General features: G+C 43.2%; 19 protein-coding genes. 15 read left to right on the top strand and 4 right to left on the bottom strand.

Annotated features, from left to right (window positions below):
- Positions 1–79 precede the first annotated feature (79 nt).
- The 9 genes from B4K26_RS06835 (at position 80) to B4K26_RS06795 (ending at position 9,543) form a co-directional block, all read left to right on the top strand.
- Positions 80–550: a F0F1 ATP synthase subunit B gene (locus tag B4K26_RS06835; RefSeq protein WP_025651436.1), complete on the top strand. Its 471-nt coding sequence runs from the start codon at positions 80–82 to the stop codon at positions 548–550.
- Between the two features lie 13 nt (positions 551–563).
- Positions 564–1,187 (top strand): F0F1 ATP synthase subunit delta, encoded by a 624-nt coding sequence (locus B4K26_RS06830; protein WP_296244360.1) that lies wholly within the window; start codon positions 564–566, stop codon positions 1,185–1,187.
- Between the two features lie 91 nt (positions 1,188–1,278).
- Positions 1,279–2,823, top strand: a complete 1,545-nt coding sequence (gene atpA / locus B4K26_RS06825) for a F0F1 ATP synthase subunit alpha (RefSeq protein WP_296244359.1) — start codon at positions 1,279–1,281, stop codon at positions 2,821–2,823.
- A gap of 261 nt (positions 2,824–3,084) precedes the next feature.
- Positions 3,085–3,966, top strand: a complete 882-nt coding sequence (gene atpG / locus B4K26_RS06820; RefSeq protein WP_296244358.1) for a F0F1 ATP synthase subunit gamma — start codon at positions 3,085–3,087, stop codon at positions 3,964–3,966.
- Positions 3,967–4,016: 50 nt separating this feature from the next.
- Positions 4,017–5,450: a F0F1 ATP synthase subunit beta gene (gene atpD, locus B4K26_RS06815; RefSeq protein ID WP_296244357.1), complete on the top strand. Its 1,434-nt coding sequence runs from the start codon at positions 4,017–4,019 to the stop codon at positions 5,448–5,450.
- A 115-nt stretch (positions 5,451–5,565) separates the two neighbouring features.
- Complete coding sequence (locus B4K26_RS06810) at positions 5,566–5,982, top strand: F0F1 ATP synthase subunit epsilon (protein ID WP_296244356.1); 417 nt, start codon at positions 5,566–5,568, stop codon at positions 5,980–5,982.
- A 655-nt stretch (positions 5,983–6,637) separates the two neighbouring features.
- Positions 6,638–7,354, top strand: coding sequence for a response regulator (locus B4K26_RS06805; RefSeq protein WP_021812806.1), 717 nt, complete (start codon positions 6,638–6,640; stop codon positions 7,352–7,354).
- A 230-nt stretch (positions 7,355–7,584) separates the two neighbouring features.
- Positions 7,585–9,273 carry an ATP-binding protein gene (locus tag B4K26_RS06800; RefSeq protein WP_296244355.1) on the top strand — a complete coding sequence of 563 codons (1,689 nt, stop codon included), beginning with the start codon at positions 7,585–7,587 and terminating at the stop codon, positions 9,271–9,273.
- A 90-nt stretch (positions 9,274–9,363) separates the two neighbouring features.
- Positions 9,364–9,543, top strand: coding sequence for a hypothetical protein (locus tag B4K26_RS06795; RefSeq protein ID WP_296244354.1), 180 nt, complete (start codon positions 9,364–9,366; stop codon positions 9,541–9,543).
- Positions 9,544–9,627: 84 nt separating this feature from the next.
- Here the strand turns inward: B4K26_RS06795 and B4K26_RS06790 are convergent, their stop codons facing one another.
- On the bottom strand, positions 9,628–11,097 hold the full coding sequence (locus tag B4K26_RS06790; protein ID WP_296244353.1) for an ATP-binding protein: 1,470 nt from the start codon (positions 11,095–11,097) through the stop codon (positions 9,628–9,630).
- Between the two features lie 561 nt (positions 11,098–11,658).
- On the opposite strand from B4K26_RS06790, the gene rpsP reads away from it, so the two are divergent.
- The 4 genes from rpsP to rplS all read left to right on the top strand — a co-directional run bounded on the left by rpsP (position 11,659) and on the right by rplS (position 14,131).
- The gene (gene rpsP / locus B4K26_RS06785; protein WP_021812802.1) at positions 11,659–11,928 is read left to right on the top strand and encodes a 30S ribosomal protein S16; all 270 of its coding nucleotides are present in this window, start codon (positions 11,659–11,661) and stop codon (positions 11,926–11,928) included.
- Between the two features lie 212 nt (positions 11,929–12,140).
- Positions 12,141–12,674 (top strand): ribosome maturation factor RimM, encoded by a 534-nt coding sequence (gene rimM, locus B4K26_RS06780; RefSeq protein ID WP_296244352.1) that lies wholly within the window; start codon positions 12,141–12,143, stop codon positions 12,672–12,674.
- Between the two features lie 65 nt (positions 12,675–12,739).
- A complete protein-coding gene (gene trmD, locus B4K26_RS06775; protein ID WP_296244350.1) occupies positions 12,740–13,510 on the top strand; it encodes a tRNA (guanosine(37)-N1)-methyltransferase TrmD in 771 nt (256 codons plus the stop codon).
- Between the two features lie 198 nt (positions 13,511–13,708).
- On the top strand, positions 13,709–14,131 hold the full coding sequence (gene rplS / locus B4K26_RS06770; RefSeq protein WP_296244348.1) for a 50S ribosomal protein L19: 423 nt from the start codon (positions 13,709–13,711) through the stop codon (positions 14,129–14,131).
- Between the two features lie 220 nt (positions 14,132–14,351).
- On the opposite strand, the gene B4K26_RS06765 is transcribed toward rplS, so the two are convergent.
- Positions 14,352–14,921 (bottom strand): DUF4442 domain-containing protein, encoded by a 570-nt coding sequence (locus B4K26_RS06765; RefSeq protein WP_296244347.1) that lies wholly within the window; start codon positions 14,919–14,921, stop codon positions 14,352–14,354.
- Positions 14,922–15,213: 292 nt separating this feature from the next.
- Here B4K26_RS06765 and B4K26_RS06760 point away from each other — a divergent pair, with 292 nt between their 5' ends.
- Together B4K26_RS06760 and uvrC are read left to right on the top strand one after the other, a co-directional pair.
- Positions 15,214–15,453, top strand: coding sequence for a DUF3360 family protein (locus B4K26_RS06760; protein WP_296244345.1), 240 nt, complete (start codon positions 15,214–15,216; stop codon positions 15,451–15,453).
- A 92-nt stretch (positions 15,454–15,545) separates the two neighbouring features.
- Positions 15,546–17,390: an excinuclease ABC subunit UvrC gene (uvrC, locus tag B4K26_RS06750; RefSeq protein WP_296244341.1), complete on the top strand. Its 1,845-nt coding sequence runs from the start codon at positions 15,546–15,548 to the stop codon at positions 17,388–17,390.
- A gap of 84 nt (positions 17,391–17,474) precedes the next feature.
- On the opposite strand, the gene B4K26_RS06745 is transcribed toward uvrC, so the two are convergent.
- On the bottom strand, positions 17,475–18,041 hold the full coding sequence (locus B4K26_RS06745) for a dihydrofolate reductase (RefSeq protein ID WP_296244340.1): 567 nt from the start codon (positions 18,039–18,041) through the stop codon (positions 17,475–17,477).
- 53 nt (positions 18,042–18,094) lie between these two features.
- Positions 18,095–18,396, bottom strand: a 302-nt coding sequence (gene thyA / locus B4K26_RS06740) for a thymidylate synthase (RefSeq protein ID WP_296244338.1), incomplete at its 5' end; no start/stop codon positions are given.

Genomic DNA, 18,396 nt, shown 5'->3' with positions numbered 1-18,396 from the left:
TGTATATTAAATATAGCCAAAGTTTGGCTATCAAATATGATCAATGAAACTGATTTTTCATTAACAAAGAGGTGATCACGTGAATATCAATTCTACCCTCATCGGTCAAGCCATTGCTTTTGCAATATTTGTGATTTTTTGCATGAAATTCGTGTGGCCACCACTTATCGGTGCCATTAATGAGCGTCAGCGTAAAATCGCTGAAGGCTTGAATGCTGCAGAAAAAGCAAAAGCAGATTTAGCGACCGCGGAGCAAAATGTACAGCAGGAGCTTGATGTTGCAAAAACTAAAGCTGCTGCGCTAATTGAGCAAGCGAACAAGAGCGCCAATCAGCTTGTTGAAGATGCAAAATTGCAAGCCCAAGCGGAAGGCGAACGCATTCGTCAACAAGCGCAAGCCTCTATCGACCAAGAAATCAATCAAGCGCGCGAATCATTGCGTGCTCAAGTTGCTGAGCTGGCTGTACTTGGTGCTGAAAAGATTTTGCAAGACAAAGTCGATGTGCAAAAACATGCCAGTATGTTAGACCAACTGGCGGCGAAGCTGTAATTGTGAGGATATCATGGCTGACTTATCAACCTTAGCACGACCGTACGCTAAAGCCGCGTTTGACTATGCCAATGAAAACGGGGTAGTAAATGAGTGGGAAAACTTCTTATTTATTGCCGCTACCGTTGTCAATGACAAGTCGTTCAGTACTTGGCTAGACAATCCAGCTGTTTCTGCTGAGCATAAGTCAGCTGCTTTGGTCGATCTTTATGATACGCAAGTAGCTAGCGCGAATGATTCTGCTTTTAAGCAGTTATTGGGTGAGACCCAAGGGGCTCGTCATGACCAAAACGCCAGCTATCCTAAAGTATCAGTAGCACTTAGTAACTTCGTTAAACAGTTATCAGAACAAGAGCGTCTGGCGCTGCTTCCTGAAGTTTATGAGCATTATCGCCGTCACAAGGCAATAAGCTTAAAGCAGCTTGACGCTTATGTGACCTCTGCTTATCCATTAACCGATGCCCAGCGTGATACGCTGCAAACGCGTCTTGCTGCCTCGCTCAATGCGAGCGTGGTGATTCACGAGTCGGTTGATCCAAGTCTATTGGCGGGCGCTACGATTAAAGTCGGTGACAAAGTCATTGATGATTCGATGCGCGGCAAGTTACAACAGTTAAAAACACAGCTAACTGCCTAATGCCAATCATCAGTGCAGCTTTATAAAGCTTGCGTGATATAAGAGCATTTAAGTCAGTGGCGGGTTATCATAAATTAAAGGAAACAAGGCAATGCAACAATTGAATCCAGCGGAAATCAGTAACCTGATTAAGCAGCGTATTCAAGACCTTGATGCGGGTGCAACTGCAAAGAATGAAGGCACGATTGTCAAAGTATCTGACGGTATCGTGCAGATTCATGGTCTTGAAGATGCCATGTACGGCGAAATGATTGAGTTTGAAGGCGAAATCTATGGAATGGCGCTTAACCTAGAGCGTGATTCTGTCGGCGCGGTAGTACTTGGTGATTACCTACAGCTGCAAGAAGGTCAAAAAGCTTATTGTACTGGTCGTATCCTTGAAGTACCAGTAGGTCCTGAACTGCTAGGCCGTGTTGTAGACGCCTTGGGTAATCCTATTGATGGTAAAGGTCCTATCGATGCCAAGATGACCGATAAAGTCGAAAAAATCGCCCCAGGCGTTATCGACCGTCAATCAGTAGATCAACCAGTTATGACGGGTTATAAAGCCGTTGATACCATGATTCCAATCGGTCGTGGTCAGCGCGAGCTTATCATTGGTGACCGTCAGACGGGTAAAACCGCAATGGCTATCGATGCGATCATTGCCCAAAAAGCATCTGGTATTAAGTGTGTCTACGTCGCAATCGGTCAGAAACGTTCTACCATTGCTAACGTGGTACGTAAGCTTGAGCAAACTGGTGCGCTTGAATATACCACTGTTGTCGTTGCTTCAGCATCAGAGCCAGCAGCACTTCAATATATCGCACCGTACTCAGGTTGTACGATGGGTGAATACTTCCGTGACCGCGGTGAAGATGCGCTGATTGTATTTGATGACTTATCAAAACAAGCCGTTGCTTATCGTCAAATCTCACTATTGCTACGTCGTCCGCCAGGTCGTGAAGCGTATCCTGGTGACGTATTCTACTTACACTCTCGTTTACTTGAGCGTGCATCACGCGTAAACGCGGCATACGTAGAAAAATTCACCAATGGTGAAGTGGTTGGTAAAACCGGTTCTTTAACCGCGCTACCTATCATTGAAACTCAAGCCGGTGACGTCTCTGCATTCGTACCAACCAACGTGATTTCAATCACTGATGGTCAGATTTTCTTAGAGTCTAGCCTATTTAACTCAGGTATCCGTCCTGCGGTTAACGCTGGTATCTCGGTATCGCGTGTTGGTGGTGCTGCTCAGACGAAGATTATCAAGAAACTGTCTGGTGGTATCCGTACTGCATTAGCTCAGTATCGTGAATTGGCAGCATTTGCTCAGTTTGCCTCGGATCTTGATGACGCGACTCGCGAACAGCTTGATCATGGTGAGCGCGTAACTGAATTGATGAAACAAAAACAATATCAGCCAATGTCTATCTCTGAGCAAGCGGCGGTTATTTACGCGTCAAATGAAGGGTTCTTAGCGGACGTTCCTGTTGAAAAAATTGGTTCTTTTGAAGAAGCTTACTTACGCTACATGCATGATGAGCAAAGTGAATTGATGCGTGAGATTGATGACACTGCGAATTATAATGATGATATCGCAGGTCGTTTAAAGTCATCTTTAGAGACCTTTAAACAAAATCACAGTTACTAAGTTAATAAATACTGAATTAACGGGTTAATCCTAAATTGGTTAGCGCTCTGGTTTAGAGCGTAAAAAGTGGCGCGTTGTCTGAAAAGTTTTTAAGTATAGAGATTTTTCTTCAAGATAATCGCGCCGCTGTTTTAACCAATAAAGATCTAAGATTGCGTCATGCCACAAGATGTAAAGACATTATTCGATAAGTTCAGTGTTTTATATTAAATGATTGTTGCATACGCCCATGCTTTTTAACCCTCTTATATTGGAATCATTATGGCAAGCTTAAAAGAAATACGTGCCAAAGTCACCAGTATTAAAAGTACCCAGAAAATTACTCGCGCTATGCAAATGGTAGCTGCTAGTAAAATGCGCCGTGCCCAAGAGCGCATGGAAGTGGGTCGCCCGTATGCTGATAGTATGCGCCGGGTTATTTCGCATTTGGTGCATGCCTCATCAGATTACAAACATCCATACCTGGTTACGCGTCCAGTTGATAAAGTTGGCTATATCGTCATCACATCAGATCGCGGCCTAGCGGGTGGTTTGAATATTAACCTATTCAAAGCTTTATCTAAAAGTATTCAGCAATACCAAGACCAGTCTGTTCAAGCGGAATTTGCCGTTATTGGTGCTAAAGGCGTGAGCTTCTTCAAAAACTTTGGCGGTAAAGTCACCTCAGCCGTGACTGACTATGGTGATAAGCCGACGTTTGAACAATTAAACGCGCCGGTGCAAGCGATGTTAGAAGATTATAGTAACGGTAAATTAGACCGTATCTATGTGGTCTATAACCAGTTTGTGAACGCCATGACCCAAAAACCAACGGTCAACCAATTGGTACCTCTACCAGAGGATTCATTTGGCGACGAAGAAAGTGGCATTCAAACAGAACTGAGCTGGGATTATATCTACGAGCCTGACATCAAAACCTTGATTGATGAATTACTTGGTCGCTATATCGAGTCGATTGTTTATCAAGCGGTAATGGAAAACATTGCCTCTGAGCAGTCCTCACGAATGGTTGCGATGAAAGCGGCAACAGATAATGCTGGTGACCTAATTAACGATTTACAGTTGGTTTATAACAAGTTGCGTCAAGCGGCGATTACTCGAGAAATCTCGGAAATCGTTGGCGGTGCTGCTGCTGTTTCATAAGTGAAACCCTTTATAAAACCTACTATATACAGAAGTTCAAGGAGAACGCAATGAGTAGCGGTCGTATTGTACAGATTATTGGCGCGGTTCTTGACGTTGAGTTTGACCGTAACGAAGTTCCTCAGATTTATGATGCCTTACAAGTAGACGGCACTGAAACTACCCTAGAAGTGCAACAACAACTAGGCGATGGTATCGTTCGTACTATTGCCATGGGTTCAACTGAAGGTTTAAAGCGTAACCTACCAGTGACCAACACGGGCGCACCTATTTCTGTACCGGTCGGTATGGGAACGCTAGGTCGCATCATGGATGTTCTTGGTCGTCCTATCGATGAAGAAGGTCCGGTTGCTGCAGATGAGCGCTGGTCTATTCACCGTGAAGCCCCAAGCTATGCCGAACAGTCAAACAGTACTGAGCTGCTAGAGACTGGTATTAAAGTTATCGATCTGCTTTGCCCGTTTGCTAAAGGTGGTAAAGTTGGTCTGTTTGGTGGTGCTGGTGTTGGTAAAACCGTCAACATGATGGAATTGATCAACAACATCGCCCTTAAACACGAAGGTCTATCCGTGTTTGCTGGTGTTGGTGAGCGTACTCGTGAAGGTAACGACTTCTATCACGAAATGCAAGAAGCTGGCGTTGTCAACGTTGAAGACTTTAGCAAATCTAAAGTTGCGATGGTATATGGCCAAATGAATGAGCCACCAGGTAACCGTTTACGTGTTGCACTGTCTGGTTTGACCATGGCTGAGTATTTCCGTGATACCAAAGATCCTGCCACTGGCAAAGGTCGTGACGTATTGTTATTCGTTGATAACATCTATCGTTATACACTAGCCGGTACTGAAGTATCAGCACTATTAGGTCGTATGCCATCAGCGGTCGGTTATCAGCCAACCCTAGCTGAAGAGATGGGTATGCTCCAAGAGCGTATTACCTCAACGCAATCAGGTTCAATTACTTCTGTACAAGCAGTATATGTTCCTGCGGATGACTTGACAGATCCATCACCAGCAACGACGTTTGCTCACTTGGATGCGACAGTGGTACTAAGCCGTGATATCGCCTCACAAGGTATTTATCCTGCGGTTGACCCACTAGATTCAACCTCACGTCAGCTTGATCCATTGGTTATCGGTGAAGAGCATTACAACGTTGCTCGTGGTGTTCAGGAAGTTCTTCAGCGTTATAAAGAGCTAAAAGACATCATCGCCATTCTAGGTATGGATGAGTTGTCAGAAGAAGATAAACTGGTCGTTTATCGTGCGCGAAAAATCCAGCGCTTCTTGTCACAGCCATTCCACGTTGCTGAAGTCTTTACTGGTGCGCCTGGTAAATATGTTGCATTACGCGATACCATTGCAAGCTTCAAAGCAATCATCGCTGGTGAATATGATGACTTACCAGAACAAGCTTTCTATATGGCCGGCGGCATCGACGAAGTCGTCGCTAAAGCAGAAAAAATGAAATCTTCTGCAGCGTAAGTTGTACAAGTATGGGCTAATGAGTAGGTATAATATAAACTTTATACCTACTCTTCAGTAACGCATCGCAGTTTTTACTGTTTTTTGATCGCGCTTTGATGGTAAGGAATTAAGTATGGCAACGTTACAATGTCGCGTCGTAAGTGCTCGTGAAGAGTTGTATTCAGGCGAAATTAGCATGTTAATAGCCAGTGGTACCGAAGGCGAGATTGGTATATTGCCAGGTCACACCCCGCTTATTACTTTGCTAAAACCAGGTGCAATGCGCGTCCAAACGCCTAATGGTGAAGAAGAAGTCATTTATGTGTCTGGCGGTGTGTTAGAAGTACAGCCAAAACTGGTCACCGTACTCGCTGATACTGCTGTGCGTGCACATAATCTTGATGAAAGTAAAATCGTTGAAGCACGTAATAAAGCGGAGCAAATGCTGGTCAACCAATCTGATACCGTACAAACCAATGCAGCCTTAGCGTCATTGGCTGAGTCAGTCGCCCAGCTACAGACTATTCGTAAGTATAAAAACCGCGCTTAGTCTTACTCTTATAAAAAGTTAGAGTTTTTCTTTAATTTTTTTAGCGTAATAAAAAACAGTCCATTATTTATGGGCTGTTTTTTTATATTTGTTCTTCTCAAATGTACTTTTTTAATGGCTAGCGTTTTAGCAATGAGCGCTTCAAATTTCTTACAAACCCATCATTAACTGTCTAAATGCTGTTAACTCATTAACTATTAATCAACAACTGAACTAATTTTGATAGAATTGTAAAAAAGTGACTGGCGACAACAGAGATATGTGGTTATATTAGAGAGGAAAGTTACGTTTTTGATTCTAAAAGTCAATCAACCTTTCTAACAGTATTTAATGATTGGGCTTTTAGCGCGTTTGTTGAAGTATAAGAGAAATAACATTATTGAGTAAAATTTTTCCTATGCCTTTTTATCGCGATAAAGGGTATAATTTTTGGACGCAAACTAAAGTTTTAATGGACGTAGTTTATAGGTTTTGTTAACAACTATAAGCTATAGTATAGGAAGCTGTGTGTTTAATAGTATACTGTGCTACCAAGTTTGTAACAGCAACACGGTCGTCAATTGTACTAGGTTACAAATCGATTAAGTTACGGTGCTATTAATTTACCGCTCTTACTTTTACTGCTTTTAAATTAGATGTATTAGAGGATATAACAATGACAACGAATGAAGAAGACAACACCCCCCGAATTTTGATTGTTGAGGATGACGAGCGCTTAGCCATGTTGACCCAAGATTACTTGGTTAAAAATGGTTTAGAGGTAGCAATTGAAACAGATGGTAATCGTGCCATTCGCCGTATTGTCAACGAACAACCAGATTTGGTCGTACTTGATGTCATGCTTCCTGGTAGCGATGGCTTAACGGTATGCCGTGAAGTACGTCCGCACTATCAGAATCCGATTTTGATGCTGACCGCGCGCACAGAAGACATGGATCAGGTATTGGGTCTTGAGATGGGTGCCGATGATTATGTTGCCAAACCTGCGCAGCCACGCGTATTACTTGCGCGAATTCGCGCATTATTACGCCGCTCAGAAAACGCACCATCAGAGGATGTGCCGCAGCGGTTAGAGTTTGGTGAATTGGTCATCGATAACGGTGGTCGTTCAGTAAATCTAGGTGATGAGTTGGTTGATTTCACCAGTGCTGAATATGATTTGCTATGGTTACTCGCATCTAACGCTGGTCGTATCTTGTCACGCGAAGATATTTTTGAGCGTCTTCGCGGTATTGAATATGACGGTCAAGATCGCTCTATCGATGTGCGTATTTCGCGAATCCGCCCAAAAATCGGTGATGACCCAGAAAATCCTAAACGTATCAAAACCGTCCGTAGTAAAGGTTATTTATTTGTTAAAGAAGGCAATTAAGGCTTTATTCTTAATGCAAATATTCTTTAAGAATAACTTTCTAATAAAAAACCAGCGTAAAGCTGGTTTTTTATGGTCCAAACTTTAATTTTTAAACTTAAATGCTGCGTTATGTGGTTTAATTGAGCGATAATTATCGACGACAGATAAATAGTATGAGATAAATTGCGCAGCAAGCAATTGTCTTTTTTTTCTATCAATAATTCTTCATTAAGTTGGTCACGGCACGTATGTCATTAGTTTCTTCTCTTAAACACAGTATCTTTGTCCGTATTTATGCTGGACTATTAATCGTCTGTTTGTGTGTGGCATTATTTGCTCAATTGTTGATGGATACGATCAACAAAGAACGCGTCCAATCTTACCGTGAAAACATGGCCACGGGCGCTTTTCATATCGTCAGTGAAGGGATTGCTCACCAAGAGAGCGAGTCACAGCGTGAGTATTGGTTGTCTGATGCCAGCAGCTTATTTGGCGCGGAATTCAGCATTGTACCTATTAATGAGGTGGATTTTAATGCCAGTGAACTGCGCCGTTTCGAGAAGGGCAATACCGTGGTTCGCTATGTTGAGCAACCCATGTACGCCGATGTTTATTATCGCTTACCGGATAATAAGAGCGTTTTAACCGCACGTATCTCCCAAGTGACCGAGCAGCAAGTGCGCGCCATTGCTGTATTTCTGCTTGATGATTTATCCTATCAGGCGACTTTATCCGATAAGCGTGCGCGCTTGGCTGAATTGGAAGAAAAGTTTTCTTTTCCATTAGAGTTTAGAGCCGTTAATACGCTTAATTTAGACCCTGATCAGATGGCACGCTTGCGCCGCGATGAGGTGGTCATCTTACTGCAAGATACCAATACCAGTAAAAGTAACTCGTCTATTAAAGTGGTTGTGCCCTCTGAAATCAACGATATGGCGATTTTAATTGGCCCTGTACCTTTGTTTAACTGGTTCCCGCTTAATTTGATTGTTAGTATGATTTTGATCAGCATGTTCTTAATCAGTTTGGGCGTTTATGCACTTATTTTTCCGCTTGAACGCAAATTACAACTGATTCAAGTTGGTGTGAATGAAGTGAGTAAGGGCAATCTTGATATCAAAGTACAGGTCATTGGGCAAGACGAGATCGCGCGACTATCAGCGACATTTAATGCGATGACGGCGCATATTAAGCGTTTGATTGAGTCGCAGCGTGAGCTGACGCGCGCCGTATCACATGAATTGCGAACGCCTGTGGCTCGTATTCGCTTTGCTGTCGATATGCTTGCTGATACCGATGATGAAGATTCACGCTTTATGCAGCGCGATTATATCGACGAAGATATCGAGTCGCTTAATGGTTTGATTGATGAGATTTTAACCTATGCGAAGCTTGAAGAAGGCTCACCAAAACTAGATTTGGAACCGGTAAATCTGCGTGAATTGCTTGAGCAAATTGAACGTGAAACCAATGCTTTAGGTAAACCTATCAAGATTGTCACCAACCTGCCAAATGCGAAAGTAACGGCGGTCGCTGACAGACGTTATTTACACCGCGTGATTCAGAATTTAGCCGGAAATGCTTTACGTTATGCTGAAACCACGATTATCATTAGTGCTGGGGTGAGAAAAGGCAATGCTTTTGTCAGTGTGGAAGATGATGGGCACGGTATTCCTGAAGCCGACCGTGAAAAAGTTTTTATACCATTTTCACGCTTGGACGATAGTCGTACACGTGCATCAGGTGGTTATGGTTTGGGCTTGTCTATCGTATCGCGTATCGCTTTTTGGTTTAACGGCAGCATGAAAGTGGGCGAGAGCCGTGAGCTTGGCGGCGCACGATTTGTGATGACTTGGCCTATTAAACCGCTCACCCAAGTTCTTGCTGCCGATGAATTAACACAAGAAAAAAGCGATCGCGATTTTGATGCTCAATAATTTTTATAATATTGGTTAAATGAGTATTGATTGCTCACTAATAAATCATAATAATTTTTGAAGCAGCTTAACAGTAAAGGAGAGCAAAGGATGCCGTATTTATTTGGTGGATTGGTCGTAGTGAACGCCGCAGCGCTCGGTTATTATTTATTCTTACAGCAGCCGACCAGCACTCAAACGCTAAAGGCCGCGCAGGATAAAATAACCCAGCCTTTAACCTTTACCAATAGCGCTGAATATATTCCGCCAGTTATTGGAACTAGAAAATAGTATTTCTAGAGTCGCTAATAACTGACTGTTATTAGCGACACTTTAACATTTTTTGTTATTTCTATTCAATTACTAGGACAAACCCTAGCCATCTATATTGCTATCAGCACTGGGTAGTTTTTCATTATCAGCAGCCAATGACGGCTCTCCGGCAACTTTGGAGATAAGTGGAATACGGACACAGACTTGTAGGCCGCCATCCGGGTGATTAATCGCTTCAACCGTCCCGTGATGCAAGCGCGCGATACGATTGACAATCGCCAAACCCAAACCGCTACCTTGAGTGGTACGTGCCGATTCACCGCGTTCAAACGGTTGCATAATGCGCTCTAATTGGTCTTCTGCAACGCCATCACCGCAGTCGCGCACACATATCATCAATTGCTCTTTTGCCTCTTTATTGACCTCGTTTTCAGTCACCACATCGCTGTCTTCTACCACCGCCTTTTCTGTAAAGGTCGGCACCACAGTCGCAGATAAATAAATCGGTGGTTTGCCATAACGTTTGGCATTATTCACCAGATTAACTACCAGGCGCTTAATAGACATCGGGCGCACAGGTACCATTTTGTGGCATTCAGATTGATAAATAAATTCTAGCGGCGCAAATTGCACCATAATCTCATTAAATATGGTGTCTAAATTGGTCAAGCGTACTGGCTCATCAGAGCCATCTTTCATAAATGAGATAAATTGCTCCAAAATCGCATCCATGTCTTCGATATCGTAAATCAAACCTTCACGAAAAAACTCATCAGGCAGCATCTCAGCGGTTAAGCGCATGCGAGTCAGCGGCGTGCGCAAGTCATGCGAGATGCCTGCAAGCATAATCGTTCGCTCTTTTTGTGCTTGATTAAGGGTAGTAAATAAGCGATTAAATGCCATATTGACTTGGCGTATTTCTGTAGGACCGTTATGAGTAGGTAGAGTTGTGGCGTGACCAAGACGAATATAATTGGTCGCCGCGCGCTGTAAATAACGTAACGGACGATTTAATTGCCGCGCTAATAAAATAATCGTTAGCAAGGTTAAAATAGGCAAACCTACTAAAAATAATAATAATATGGTGGGACTGTATTGAGAATAATACACCACCGGTTCGCGAATCCAAAAGCTGGTATCACGACTGTCTTGCACCCAAAGCTGCGGCGTCGGTTTAAACTTAAAATACACTTCAACAGGACGTCCCAGTTGCGCGCCGATTTCACGCTGTAACACATCAGTAAACACCCCAACAAACGCCTTATCCGCTACTATAGGAAAATCACTTGGATTGTCCACCACCACCACATGGGAATGCTGATAAATCCATCGCCGTACGGCAGGGTCGTCTTTCCAGTCTTTATTGACGCTGTTCATTAAGCGTAATTCGCTGGTCAGATAGCGCGCATGGTTTTTAAGCTCTGGTAAATACAGACTCCGCCAAAAAAATGAAATCGATACCCCGACACTGATAATAACGATAAAAGCAACCATCAAAGTGGTTAGCCAAGTGTTGGAGTAGGAGCGGACGAGCCGACCTTTGCGCCGTGGTTGTGGTTGTGGGGAGGTCATATACATCCAAAAGGTTAATCAAAATATGGGTAACGTGAGCTTTATAATTTTTTTGTAAAATTACAGCTAAACACAGCGTCTTTTATTGAAGTTTTATATACAAAAGCTACGACGGTAGTCAGCTCAATCTAAAAACGGTACAGCAGGATTGGTATAAATTTTTCTTGCTTGCTGTGCCTACGCAGACAGAGGCTACGAAAAACTGATACCAATCCTGCCTCACAACGACAAGGTAGCCAACTTATTTCATATCGACTATAAATTTTGTCTTAAAAATCTAAAATATAGGAATTTTATTAAACCCTTGTTTCTATTTATAGGATAGCACAATCAAATTATAAGGCTGGTTGCTTTACTATAGTCGATTTGAAATAAGAGAGACATTAAAAGTGACATGATGCTGGTATAAATTGTCAGGATATTATGAATTGTATTTTACACACCTCGCCATTTAAGCTATTGTTAATAAATAATTAAATAAGCACGGTTTATGTTTTCAATAAAATAAGACTGTGATATAATTATGCCCTTTTTGGTATACCTGCGAAAGAGAGAATTCACATGGTTGTTATTCGTTTAGCACGGGGCGGTGCCAAGAAACGCCCATTTTATCAAGTAGTTGTTGCTGATCAACGCCGCGCGCGTGACGGTCGCTACATTGAAAACATTGGCTTTTTTAACCCACTCGCTAAAGAGTCTGAAGAAGCAGTTCGCCTAAATATGGAAGCGTACAATGCGTGGATCGCTAAAGGTGCACAACCTTCAGATCGCGTTGCTTCATTAGCAAAAGCTTATAACAAGTCTGCCGCTCAAACTGAAGCAACTGCTTAAGTTTGTATCGTCACTGAGATGCTCATGGCTGGTCTATGGGAAACTCAACAGACTTTGGAACACATAGCGTAACTGGTCTGACCAGGGTGCGCCATTAACTGTTTATTACTTTTGATTGCGTTTATCGCTTTTGATTGAACTGTATTCACCATCGTTTTTTAATCATTGCTTTATCTATCATTGTTATTTTAGTCATCGTTAGGTTAGCCGTTATGTCATCTGTTCCAAACGCTAGTGCACTTATGAAAATCGGTCAGCTGAAAAAGCCTTATGGTATTAAAGGCTGGCTGTGGGTGTTTAGTGACACGGACGATCGTACGGCAATATTTGACATGCAGCCTTGGTGGATGAAAACTGCTACTGGGATGAAGCCTTTGACTGTAAAGGCTTGGCGTGAGCAAGGAACAGGTATTGTCGCTCAATTTGAGCAAGTTCCTGACCGTAACGTTGCTGAGACCATGAATGGTGTGACTATTTGGGTTGAGCAAGACGTTTTGCCAGAAACGGGTGAAGACGAATACTATTGGTCAGATTTGGTTGGCCTGCGCGTGATCAACGAGCAGGACGAGAATTTAGGCGATATCACTGAGATGTTTGAGACCGGTGCCCATGATATTATGCGCGTAACGGCAAATTCAGACAGTTTGGATAGTGAAGAGCGCCTGATACCTTGGCATAAGCAAACAGTGATTGAGGTCAATTTGACTGAGAAAACGGTGCTTGTGGCATGGCCGAGTGATTATTAATCGCAAGTTTTCCTTTTGATTGATAAAAACGTCATTCACGCAGTTTGTATGTAAGTAGAGATCAGATGTATTTTGCTGTGATTAGTATTTTCCCTGAGATGTTTGTTACGATTCGTGAGTTTGGAATCACGGGACGGGCAGTTACTCAGGAGCAAGTCACGATTGAATGCATCAATCCACGTGATTATACCACGGATAATTATCACCGTATTGATGAGCGCCCGTATGGCGGTGGTCCTGGCATGGTGATGATGGCTGAGCCATTGTCCCAAGCGATTGAGGAGGCGCGCCTGCGAGCCAGTCAGCAGGGCTGCCGTGTCGATAGTGCGCACTGTCCGGTGATTTATATGTCGCCACAAGGCAAAACGCTTAGCGAGAGTAGTGTGGTCAGTATGACGAAGTATGACGGCATGATTTTATTATGTGGTCGTTACGAAGGTATTGATGAGCGCTTACTGTCGCAGTATGTCGATATGGAAATATCACTTGGCGATTACGTGCTGACCGGTGGTGAGCTACCAGCAATGGTGCTCATGGATAGTGTGATACGTCGTTTGCCAGATATTATGGGCGACGATAAATCTGCTGAGCAAGACTCGTTCGTCGATGGTTTGCTTGATTGTCCGCACTATACCAAACCACATGAATTTGCTGGTATGACTGTTCCTGAAGTACTCCTTTCAGGACATCATGCCAACATCGCTAAGTGGCGCTTTAGTCAACAAGTCGAACGTACGCAAGCGCGGCGACCGGACTTATGGCAAGTGTTTACCCCAACGGTAGAGCAAGCAAAGTGGTTAAAAGCACTGGCAAAAGCAGATAAAAAGCCGCGTTAATGGTAGTTAAAAGATAAACAGTTAAGCAATAAAATTTTGAGCAACAATAAAACGCGTCATAGCATCATGGCCGTTGGTCATAACCCATTTATGTTGTATTTGTTATTAATAAAGAATATTAATAATCGATATGATTCATTATTACAAACAGGTGATATGCGTCAAGCCTCTATTATCTAATGTGAGGAGATAACTCTCATGAGCAACAAGCATCCATTGGTTCAGGTCATCGAAAATGCTCAATTGATTGAGCGCCCAAACTTTGCACCCGGCGATACCGTTGTGGTCCAAGTAAAAGTACGTGAAGGTGAGCGTGAGCGTTTACAGGCCTTTGAAGGGGTTGTAATTGCTAAACGTAACCGCGGTTTAAACTCAGCGTTTACCGTTCGTAAAATCTCAAGCGGTATCGGTGTTGAGCGTGCATTCCAATTGCATTCACCAATTATTGATAGCATTGAAGTGAAACGCCGTGGCGCTGTTCGCCGTGCGAAACTATACTACTTACGTGAGCGTTCTGGTAAATCAGCCCGTATCCGCGAAAAACTTGGTGCTCGTCCAGTTGCGAACAAAAAAACCGACGCTGGCGTTCCTGATGCAGTTGATACTGCACCTGGAATTTAAGCATAAGTTTGCCTTGCTTGGTTTAACCGTATAATTGTACGATTGATGCTTGGCAAGGCGAGAGTAGATACAAGCCCTTATTCATAGGTTTATTTATAAATAAGCGGGCCATACCAAAAAAGACAAAACCCCAATCTGTGCGAAAGCTAGATTGGGGTTTTTGTTTGTGTGGATTAAAATCAGCGTTCTAACTTCACTCTTAAACTGAGAATCTAAATTTTTAAGATTTAAGGTCGTCCTCAAGGTTTTCAATGCGGCTGGTTTGATTTTTAGACTTGCTGTAATTACGCAGTCGAATATAAAGGGTTTTGGTGACAGTAGCGATGACTTTTTGTTGTTCATCGACGATATCAACCTCGTATTCACGAAACACCGGCTCACCATCCTTTGCTAATTTCTGAATGGTAATGACTTCAGCGCTTGGAATCTTTATGCGTGCGGTCACTTTGCTATTGCCAGGAGCAATAAACTCAATATGTGAGCTTTTGTCCCACACTACGTAACTGCTGCCCAGTTGGTGCATTAGCATCAGCATATAAAATGGGTCGACCATCGAGTACAAGCTGCCACCAAACTGGGTGCCGACGATGTTTTTATTCAAGTTATTTAAACCCATGCTGACAATGCATAAGCCTTGATCTAGGTTGATATGCTCAATCTTGATGCCAGCCCCGATATAAGGCGCATAAGTATTGATACGCAGTTTAAGTAAATAAGGCGTGAGTAATGGCAAGATATTTTTTTTGGCATTACGTTTAAGCGTTCCAAGTTTTTTAGGCAATAAACTCATCGATTTTTCCTATTATCTTTTTATTGCTGATTTCATTGCAAAGGTTATTTTTTATTTTAAATGGGCTATATCTAGGCGAAACTAACGACCATTATTGTGGATTTTATAATAACGCCATGGGGCAATAAATCATAAAAAGACATTCATCATAGTGAAAAACGTCTAAGCTCGCCAGTTTTAAAGCGTAACGAAAGTACAATGATTAGGCAAAACCTCAAAGTTTGGCTGTGTTTATTAATATTTTTTAAGTGTCTATCCTTAAGCCCTAAGAAATACTTTTCATAATGATACGATGACCAGTGCTTCGATTCATCAGGTGGCCGGCTCTATATTTGCCGGTGCCATCTTTGCCTTTTCTTCGGGAACTTATGTTGTACAGGCGGCAATTGCCAAACATCCTATTCCAGCAAGTACAGTAGTAACGGGGTTATTTTGTTATTGCCAGCGTTTGGGATTATCTCATGAATTTGGCCATTTGGGAGTCTGTTATGTGTGTGATGCTTATTGTTGGCCTTTTTATCCCTATTGCTAAACCTATCATTGGCTTGCAAAATGAGAGGGGCTGCCCCATAAATAATACTATTCAATCTATTTTAAGCGTCTTATTTAAGAGTTCGAAATTCTATGGTCAATGTCTCAGCGCCAAGTCCCGTCGACGATAAAAAAGCCCGCCTAAAGCATTTAATTCAGCGCCTGCCAAATCTGCCAGGGGTGTATAAAATGCTGGGTAAAAATGGCGATATTTTATACGTTGGTAAAGCCAAATCTCTAAAAAGTCGCGTCAACAGTTACTTTGCTAAAACCATTGACCATCCAAAAACGCGTGCCTTAGTCGCACGAATTCATAATATCGAGACCATTATTACCCGTGGCGAAACCGAAGCGCTACTGCTTGAGCAAAACCTGATTAAAGAGCATCGGCCGCCTTATAACGTATTATTGCGCGATGATAAATCCTACCTCTACGTGTTTATTTCAGCGGATGATCCTTATCCGAGGCTGGCGTATGGTCGCGGTAAAGGCAATCACCAAAAAGGCAAGTTTTTTGGGCCGTTTCCATCGGCGCACGCAGCAAAAGAGACGTTGGTTCTGATGCAAAAAATGTTTCAAATGCGCCAATGTACCAATACCTTTTTTAAACAGCGTAAACGCCCGTGCCTTGAGTATCAGATTAAGCGTTGCCGTGCCCCGTGCGTCGGCTTAGTATCGCCAGAAGAATACGCCGAGGACGTCAATAATACCATTCGCTTTTTAAAGGGCGATTCTAGCGATATTCATAGCACGCTGATTGAAAAGATGGAAGGCGCGGCTGAGGCGTTAGACTTTGAAAAAGCGGTGTTTTATCGTGATCAGCTGTCTATGCTGCGCGAAGTACAAGCGAAACAAGCCGTTTATACGGTTCAAGGTGAAGCGGACGTGATTGCCATTGCCAGTCAGGCGGGCATGACCTGCGTCAATGTACTGACTGTCCGCGGCGGGCGCGTGCTTGGCGGCAAGAACTACTTCCCTGATGTGGATAGCAACGAGACGCTCGCCAATAATTTATCGGCGTTTATTACCTCGTTTTATTTTCAGGTGACTGATGATTTACCCGCAGAGATTATCTTAAGTGATGAGCTACCAGATCAAATAGCAGTCAGCGAAGCATTGGCGACGCATTTTGGCAGTAAGGTTGCTATCAAAACCAATGTTCGTGAGCACCGCGCCGAGTGGTTAGATTTGGCTAAATTAAACACCAATAATGCCCTAAAAACCAAACTCGGTGATTATTTAGAGCTGCATGCCCGCTTTGGTGCGTTAAAAGATGTCTTAGCGGACGTCACTGATCGAACCATTGATCGTATCGAATGCTTTGATATTTCGCATACCATGGGCGAGGCGACTATCGGTAGCTGCGTGGTCTTTGATCAAGGCGGCTCGCGACGTCGTGATTATCGCCAATATGCGATTCATGACATCCAAGGCGGGGATGATTATGCGGCGATGAAACAAGTGCTGACGCGGCGTTATAAAAAGCAGCCATTGCCTGATTTATTGTTGATTGACGGCGGTAAAGGTCAACTTGGCATTGCAAAAGAAGTACTCACAGAATTAGGTATCCTTGGCGATACACTATTGATTAGTGTGGCAAAAGGCGAAGGTCGTAAAGCTGGTCTTGAAGTGCTGCACTTTATCGATCATGAACCGCTTGATTTGCCGATGGATAGCAAAGCGCTGCATTTATTGATGCATATTCGCGATGAAGCGCATCGGTTTGCTATTACTGCACACCGTAAAAAGCGTGATAAGCGTCGCTCATCGTCGGTGCTAGAAGTCATTCCGGGGCTGGGCGAAAAGCGCCGTCGCGACTTGCTGAATCATTTTGGCGGACTACAGCAGTTGCTTGGGGCATCGCAGCAAGAGCTTGCGGGCGTTCAGGGAATTGGTCCCGTATTAGCGAAAACGATTTATAAAGTACTGCATGAATAAATGAATTAATAATGAAAAGCCCGCTATCTTAGGACAGCGGGCTTTTTAATAGCATATGGATAATAAAGATCATACTAAATAAAGTTAAACCCCTCTTTTATAAGTCACAAATCTAAAATCCAAGTCACTCTTTTCATCGTGCATTTGCTCGGATTCTTCTGAGACTGCAAACTCACTTGGCAATTCAGGATAAAATGCATCGCCATCGGTGATTTCAGTATCAACGTGCGTCAGCTCGACTCGGTCGGTATACATCATTGCCTCACTAAAGACCCGCTCGCCGCCAATCACCCAAATGGTATCAAGGCTAGTACTATGAGCGAGGCTGGCCGCTTGCGTCAGTGCATCCTCTAAATTATGCATCACATACGCTTTTTCGCTACCGACCAAGCTACTTTTCTCGGCATAGTCCAACTGGGTAGTGATGATAAAGCTCACACGTTTTGGCAAAGGCTTGCTGCCCATTGACTCAAACGTTTTGCGACCCATAATGACGATGCCTTTTACCGCACTGTCCGTCTCTTTAGTTGTCATTGCTTTAAAGTGTTGCAGATCGGCTGAGATATGCCAAGGTAAGTCGTTACCTTTACCGATACAGCGATTGCGACTGATGGCCACGATTTGGGCAACTTCGGTGTTGGCATAACTCATAACATATCCTTTTTATTTGAATCTAGGTCTTTTAAAAGTAAAGCGATGAAAATTTAGACGGCAACCTTGGCTTTAATAGCAGGATGCGATTCATAACCATCGACGCCGATATCGTCATATTTAAAAGCAAAAATATCTTTAACCTCAGGGTTGAGCGTCAAGGTTGGCAGTGCGTATAGTGAGCGCGTCAGTTGAAGCTCAACTTGCTCGCGATGGTTTTGATAAATATGACAATCGCCGCCCGTCCAAACAAATTCACCGACTTCTAAATCGCATACTTGCGCCACCATATGGGTTAATAGTGCGTAGCTGGCAATATTAAACGGTACACCGAGGAATATTATAACCCCTAATT

Source organism: Psychrobacter sp. UBA6766 (assembly GCF_002453355.1).
Taxonomy (GTDB): domain Bacteria; phylum Pseudomonadota; class Gammaproteobacteria; order Pseudomonadales; family Moraxellaceae; genus Psychrobacter.
Note: the sequence above shows the minus strand (reverse complement) of the source record. Positions and strands in the feature narration are given on the sequence as shown.

Bases quoted from the DNA above. Each gene is read 5' to 3' on its own strand.
- B4K26_RS06830 (WP_296244360.1), top strand. From the start codon at position 564: ATGGCTGACTTATCAACCTTAGCACGACCGTACGCTAAAGCCGCGTTT.
- atpA (WP_296244359.1), top strand. From the start codon at position 1,279: ATGCAACAATTGAATCCAGCGGAAATCAGTAACCTGATTAAGCAGCGT.
- atpG (WP_296244358.1), top strand. From the start codon at position 3,085: ATGGCAAGCTTAAAAGAAATACGTGCCAAAGTCACCAGTATTAAAAGT.
- atpD (WP_296244357.1), top strand. From the start codon at position 4,017: ATGAGTAGCGGTCGTATTGTACAGATTATTGGCGCGGTTCTTGACGTT.
- B4K26_RS06810 (WP_296244356.1), top strand. From the start codon at position 5,566: ATGGCAACGTTACAATGTCGCGTCGTAAGTGCTCGTGAAGAGTTGTAT.
- B4K26_RS06805 (WP_021812806.1), top strand. From the start codon at position 6,638: ATGACAACGAATGAAGAAGACAACACCCCCCGAATTTTGATTGTTGAG.
- B4K26_RS06800 (WP_296244355.1), top strand. From the start codon at position 7,585: ATGTCATTAGTTTCTTCTCTTAAACACAGTATCTTTGTCCGTATTTAT.
- B4K26_RS06795 (WP_296244354.1), top strand. From the start codon at position 9,364: ATGCCGTATTTATTTGGTGGATTGGTCGTAGTGAACGCCGCAGCGCTC.
- B4K26_RS06790 (WP_296244353.1), bottom strand. From the start codon at position 11,097: ATGACCTCCCCACAACCACAACCACGGCGCAAAGGTCGGCTCGTCCGC.
- rpsP (WP_021812802.1), top strand. From the start codon at position 11,659: ATGGTTGTTATTCGTTTAGCACGGGGCGGTGCCAAGAAACGCCCATTT.
- rimM (WP_296244352.1), top strand. From the start codon at position 12,141: ATGTCATCTGTTCCAAACGCTAGTGCACTTATGAAAATCGGTCAGCTG.
- trmD (WP_296244350.1), top strand. From the start codon at position 12,740: ATGTATTTTGCTGTGATTAGTATTTTCCCTGAGATGTTTGTTACGATT.
- rplS (WP_296244348.1), top strand. From the start codon at position 13,709: ATGAGCAACAAGCATCCATTGGTTCAGGTCATCGAAAATGCTCAATTG.
- B4K26_RS06765 (WP_296244347.1), bottom strand. From the start codon at position 14,921: ATGAGTTTATTGCCTAAAAAACTTGGAACGCTTAAACGTAATGCCAAA.
- B4K26_RS06760 (WP_296244345.1), top strand. From the start codon at position 15,214: ATGACCAGTGCTTCGATTCATCAGGTGGCCGGCTCTATATTTGCCGGT.
- uvrC (WP_296244341.1), top strand. From the start codon at position 15,546: ATGGTCAATGTCTCAGCGCCAAGTCCCGTCGACGATAAAAAAGCCCGC.
- B4K26_RS06745 (WP_296244340.1), bottom strand. From the start codon at position 18,041: ATGAGTTATGCCAACACCGAAGTTGCCCAAATCGTGGCCATCAGTCGC.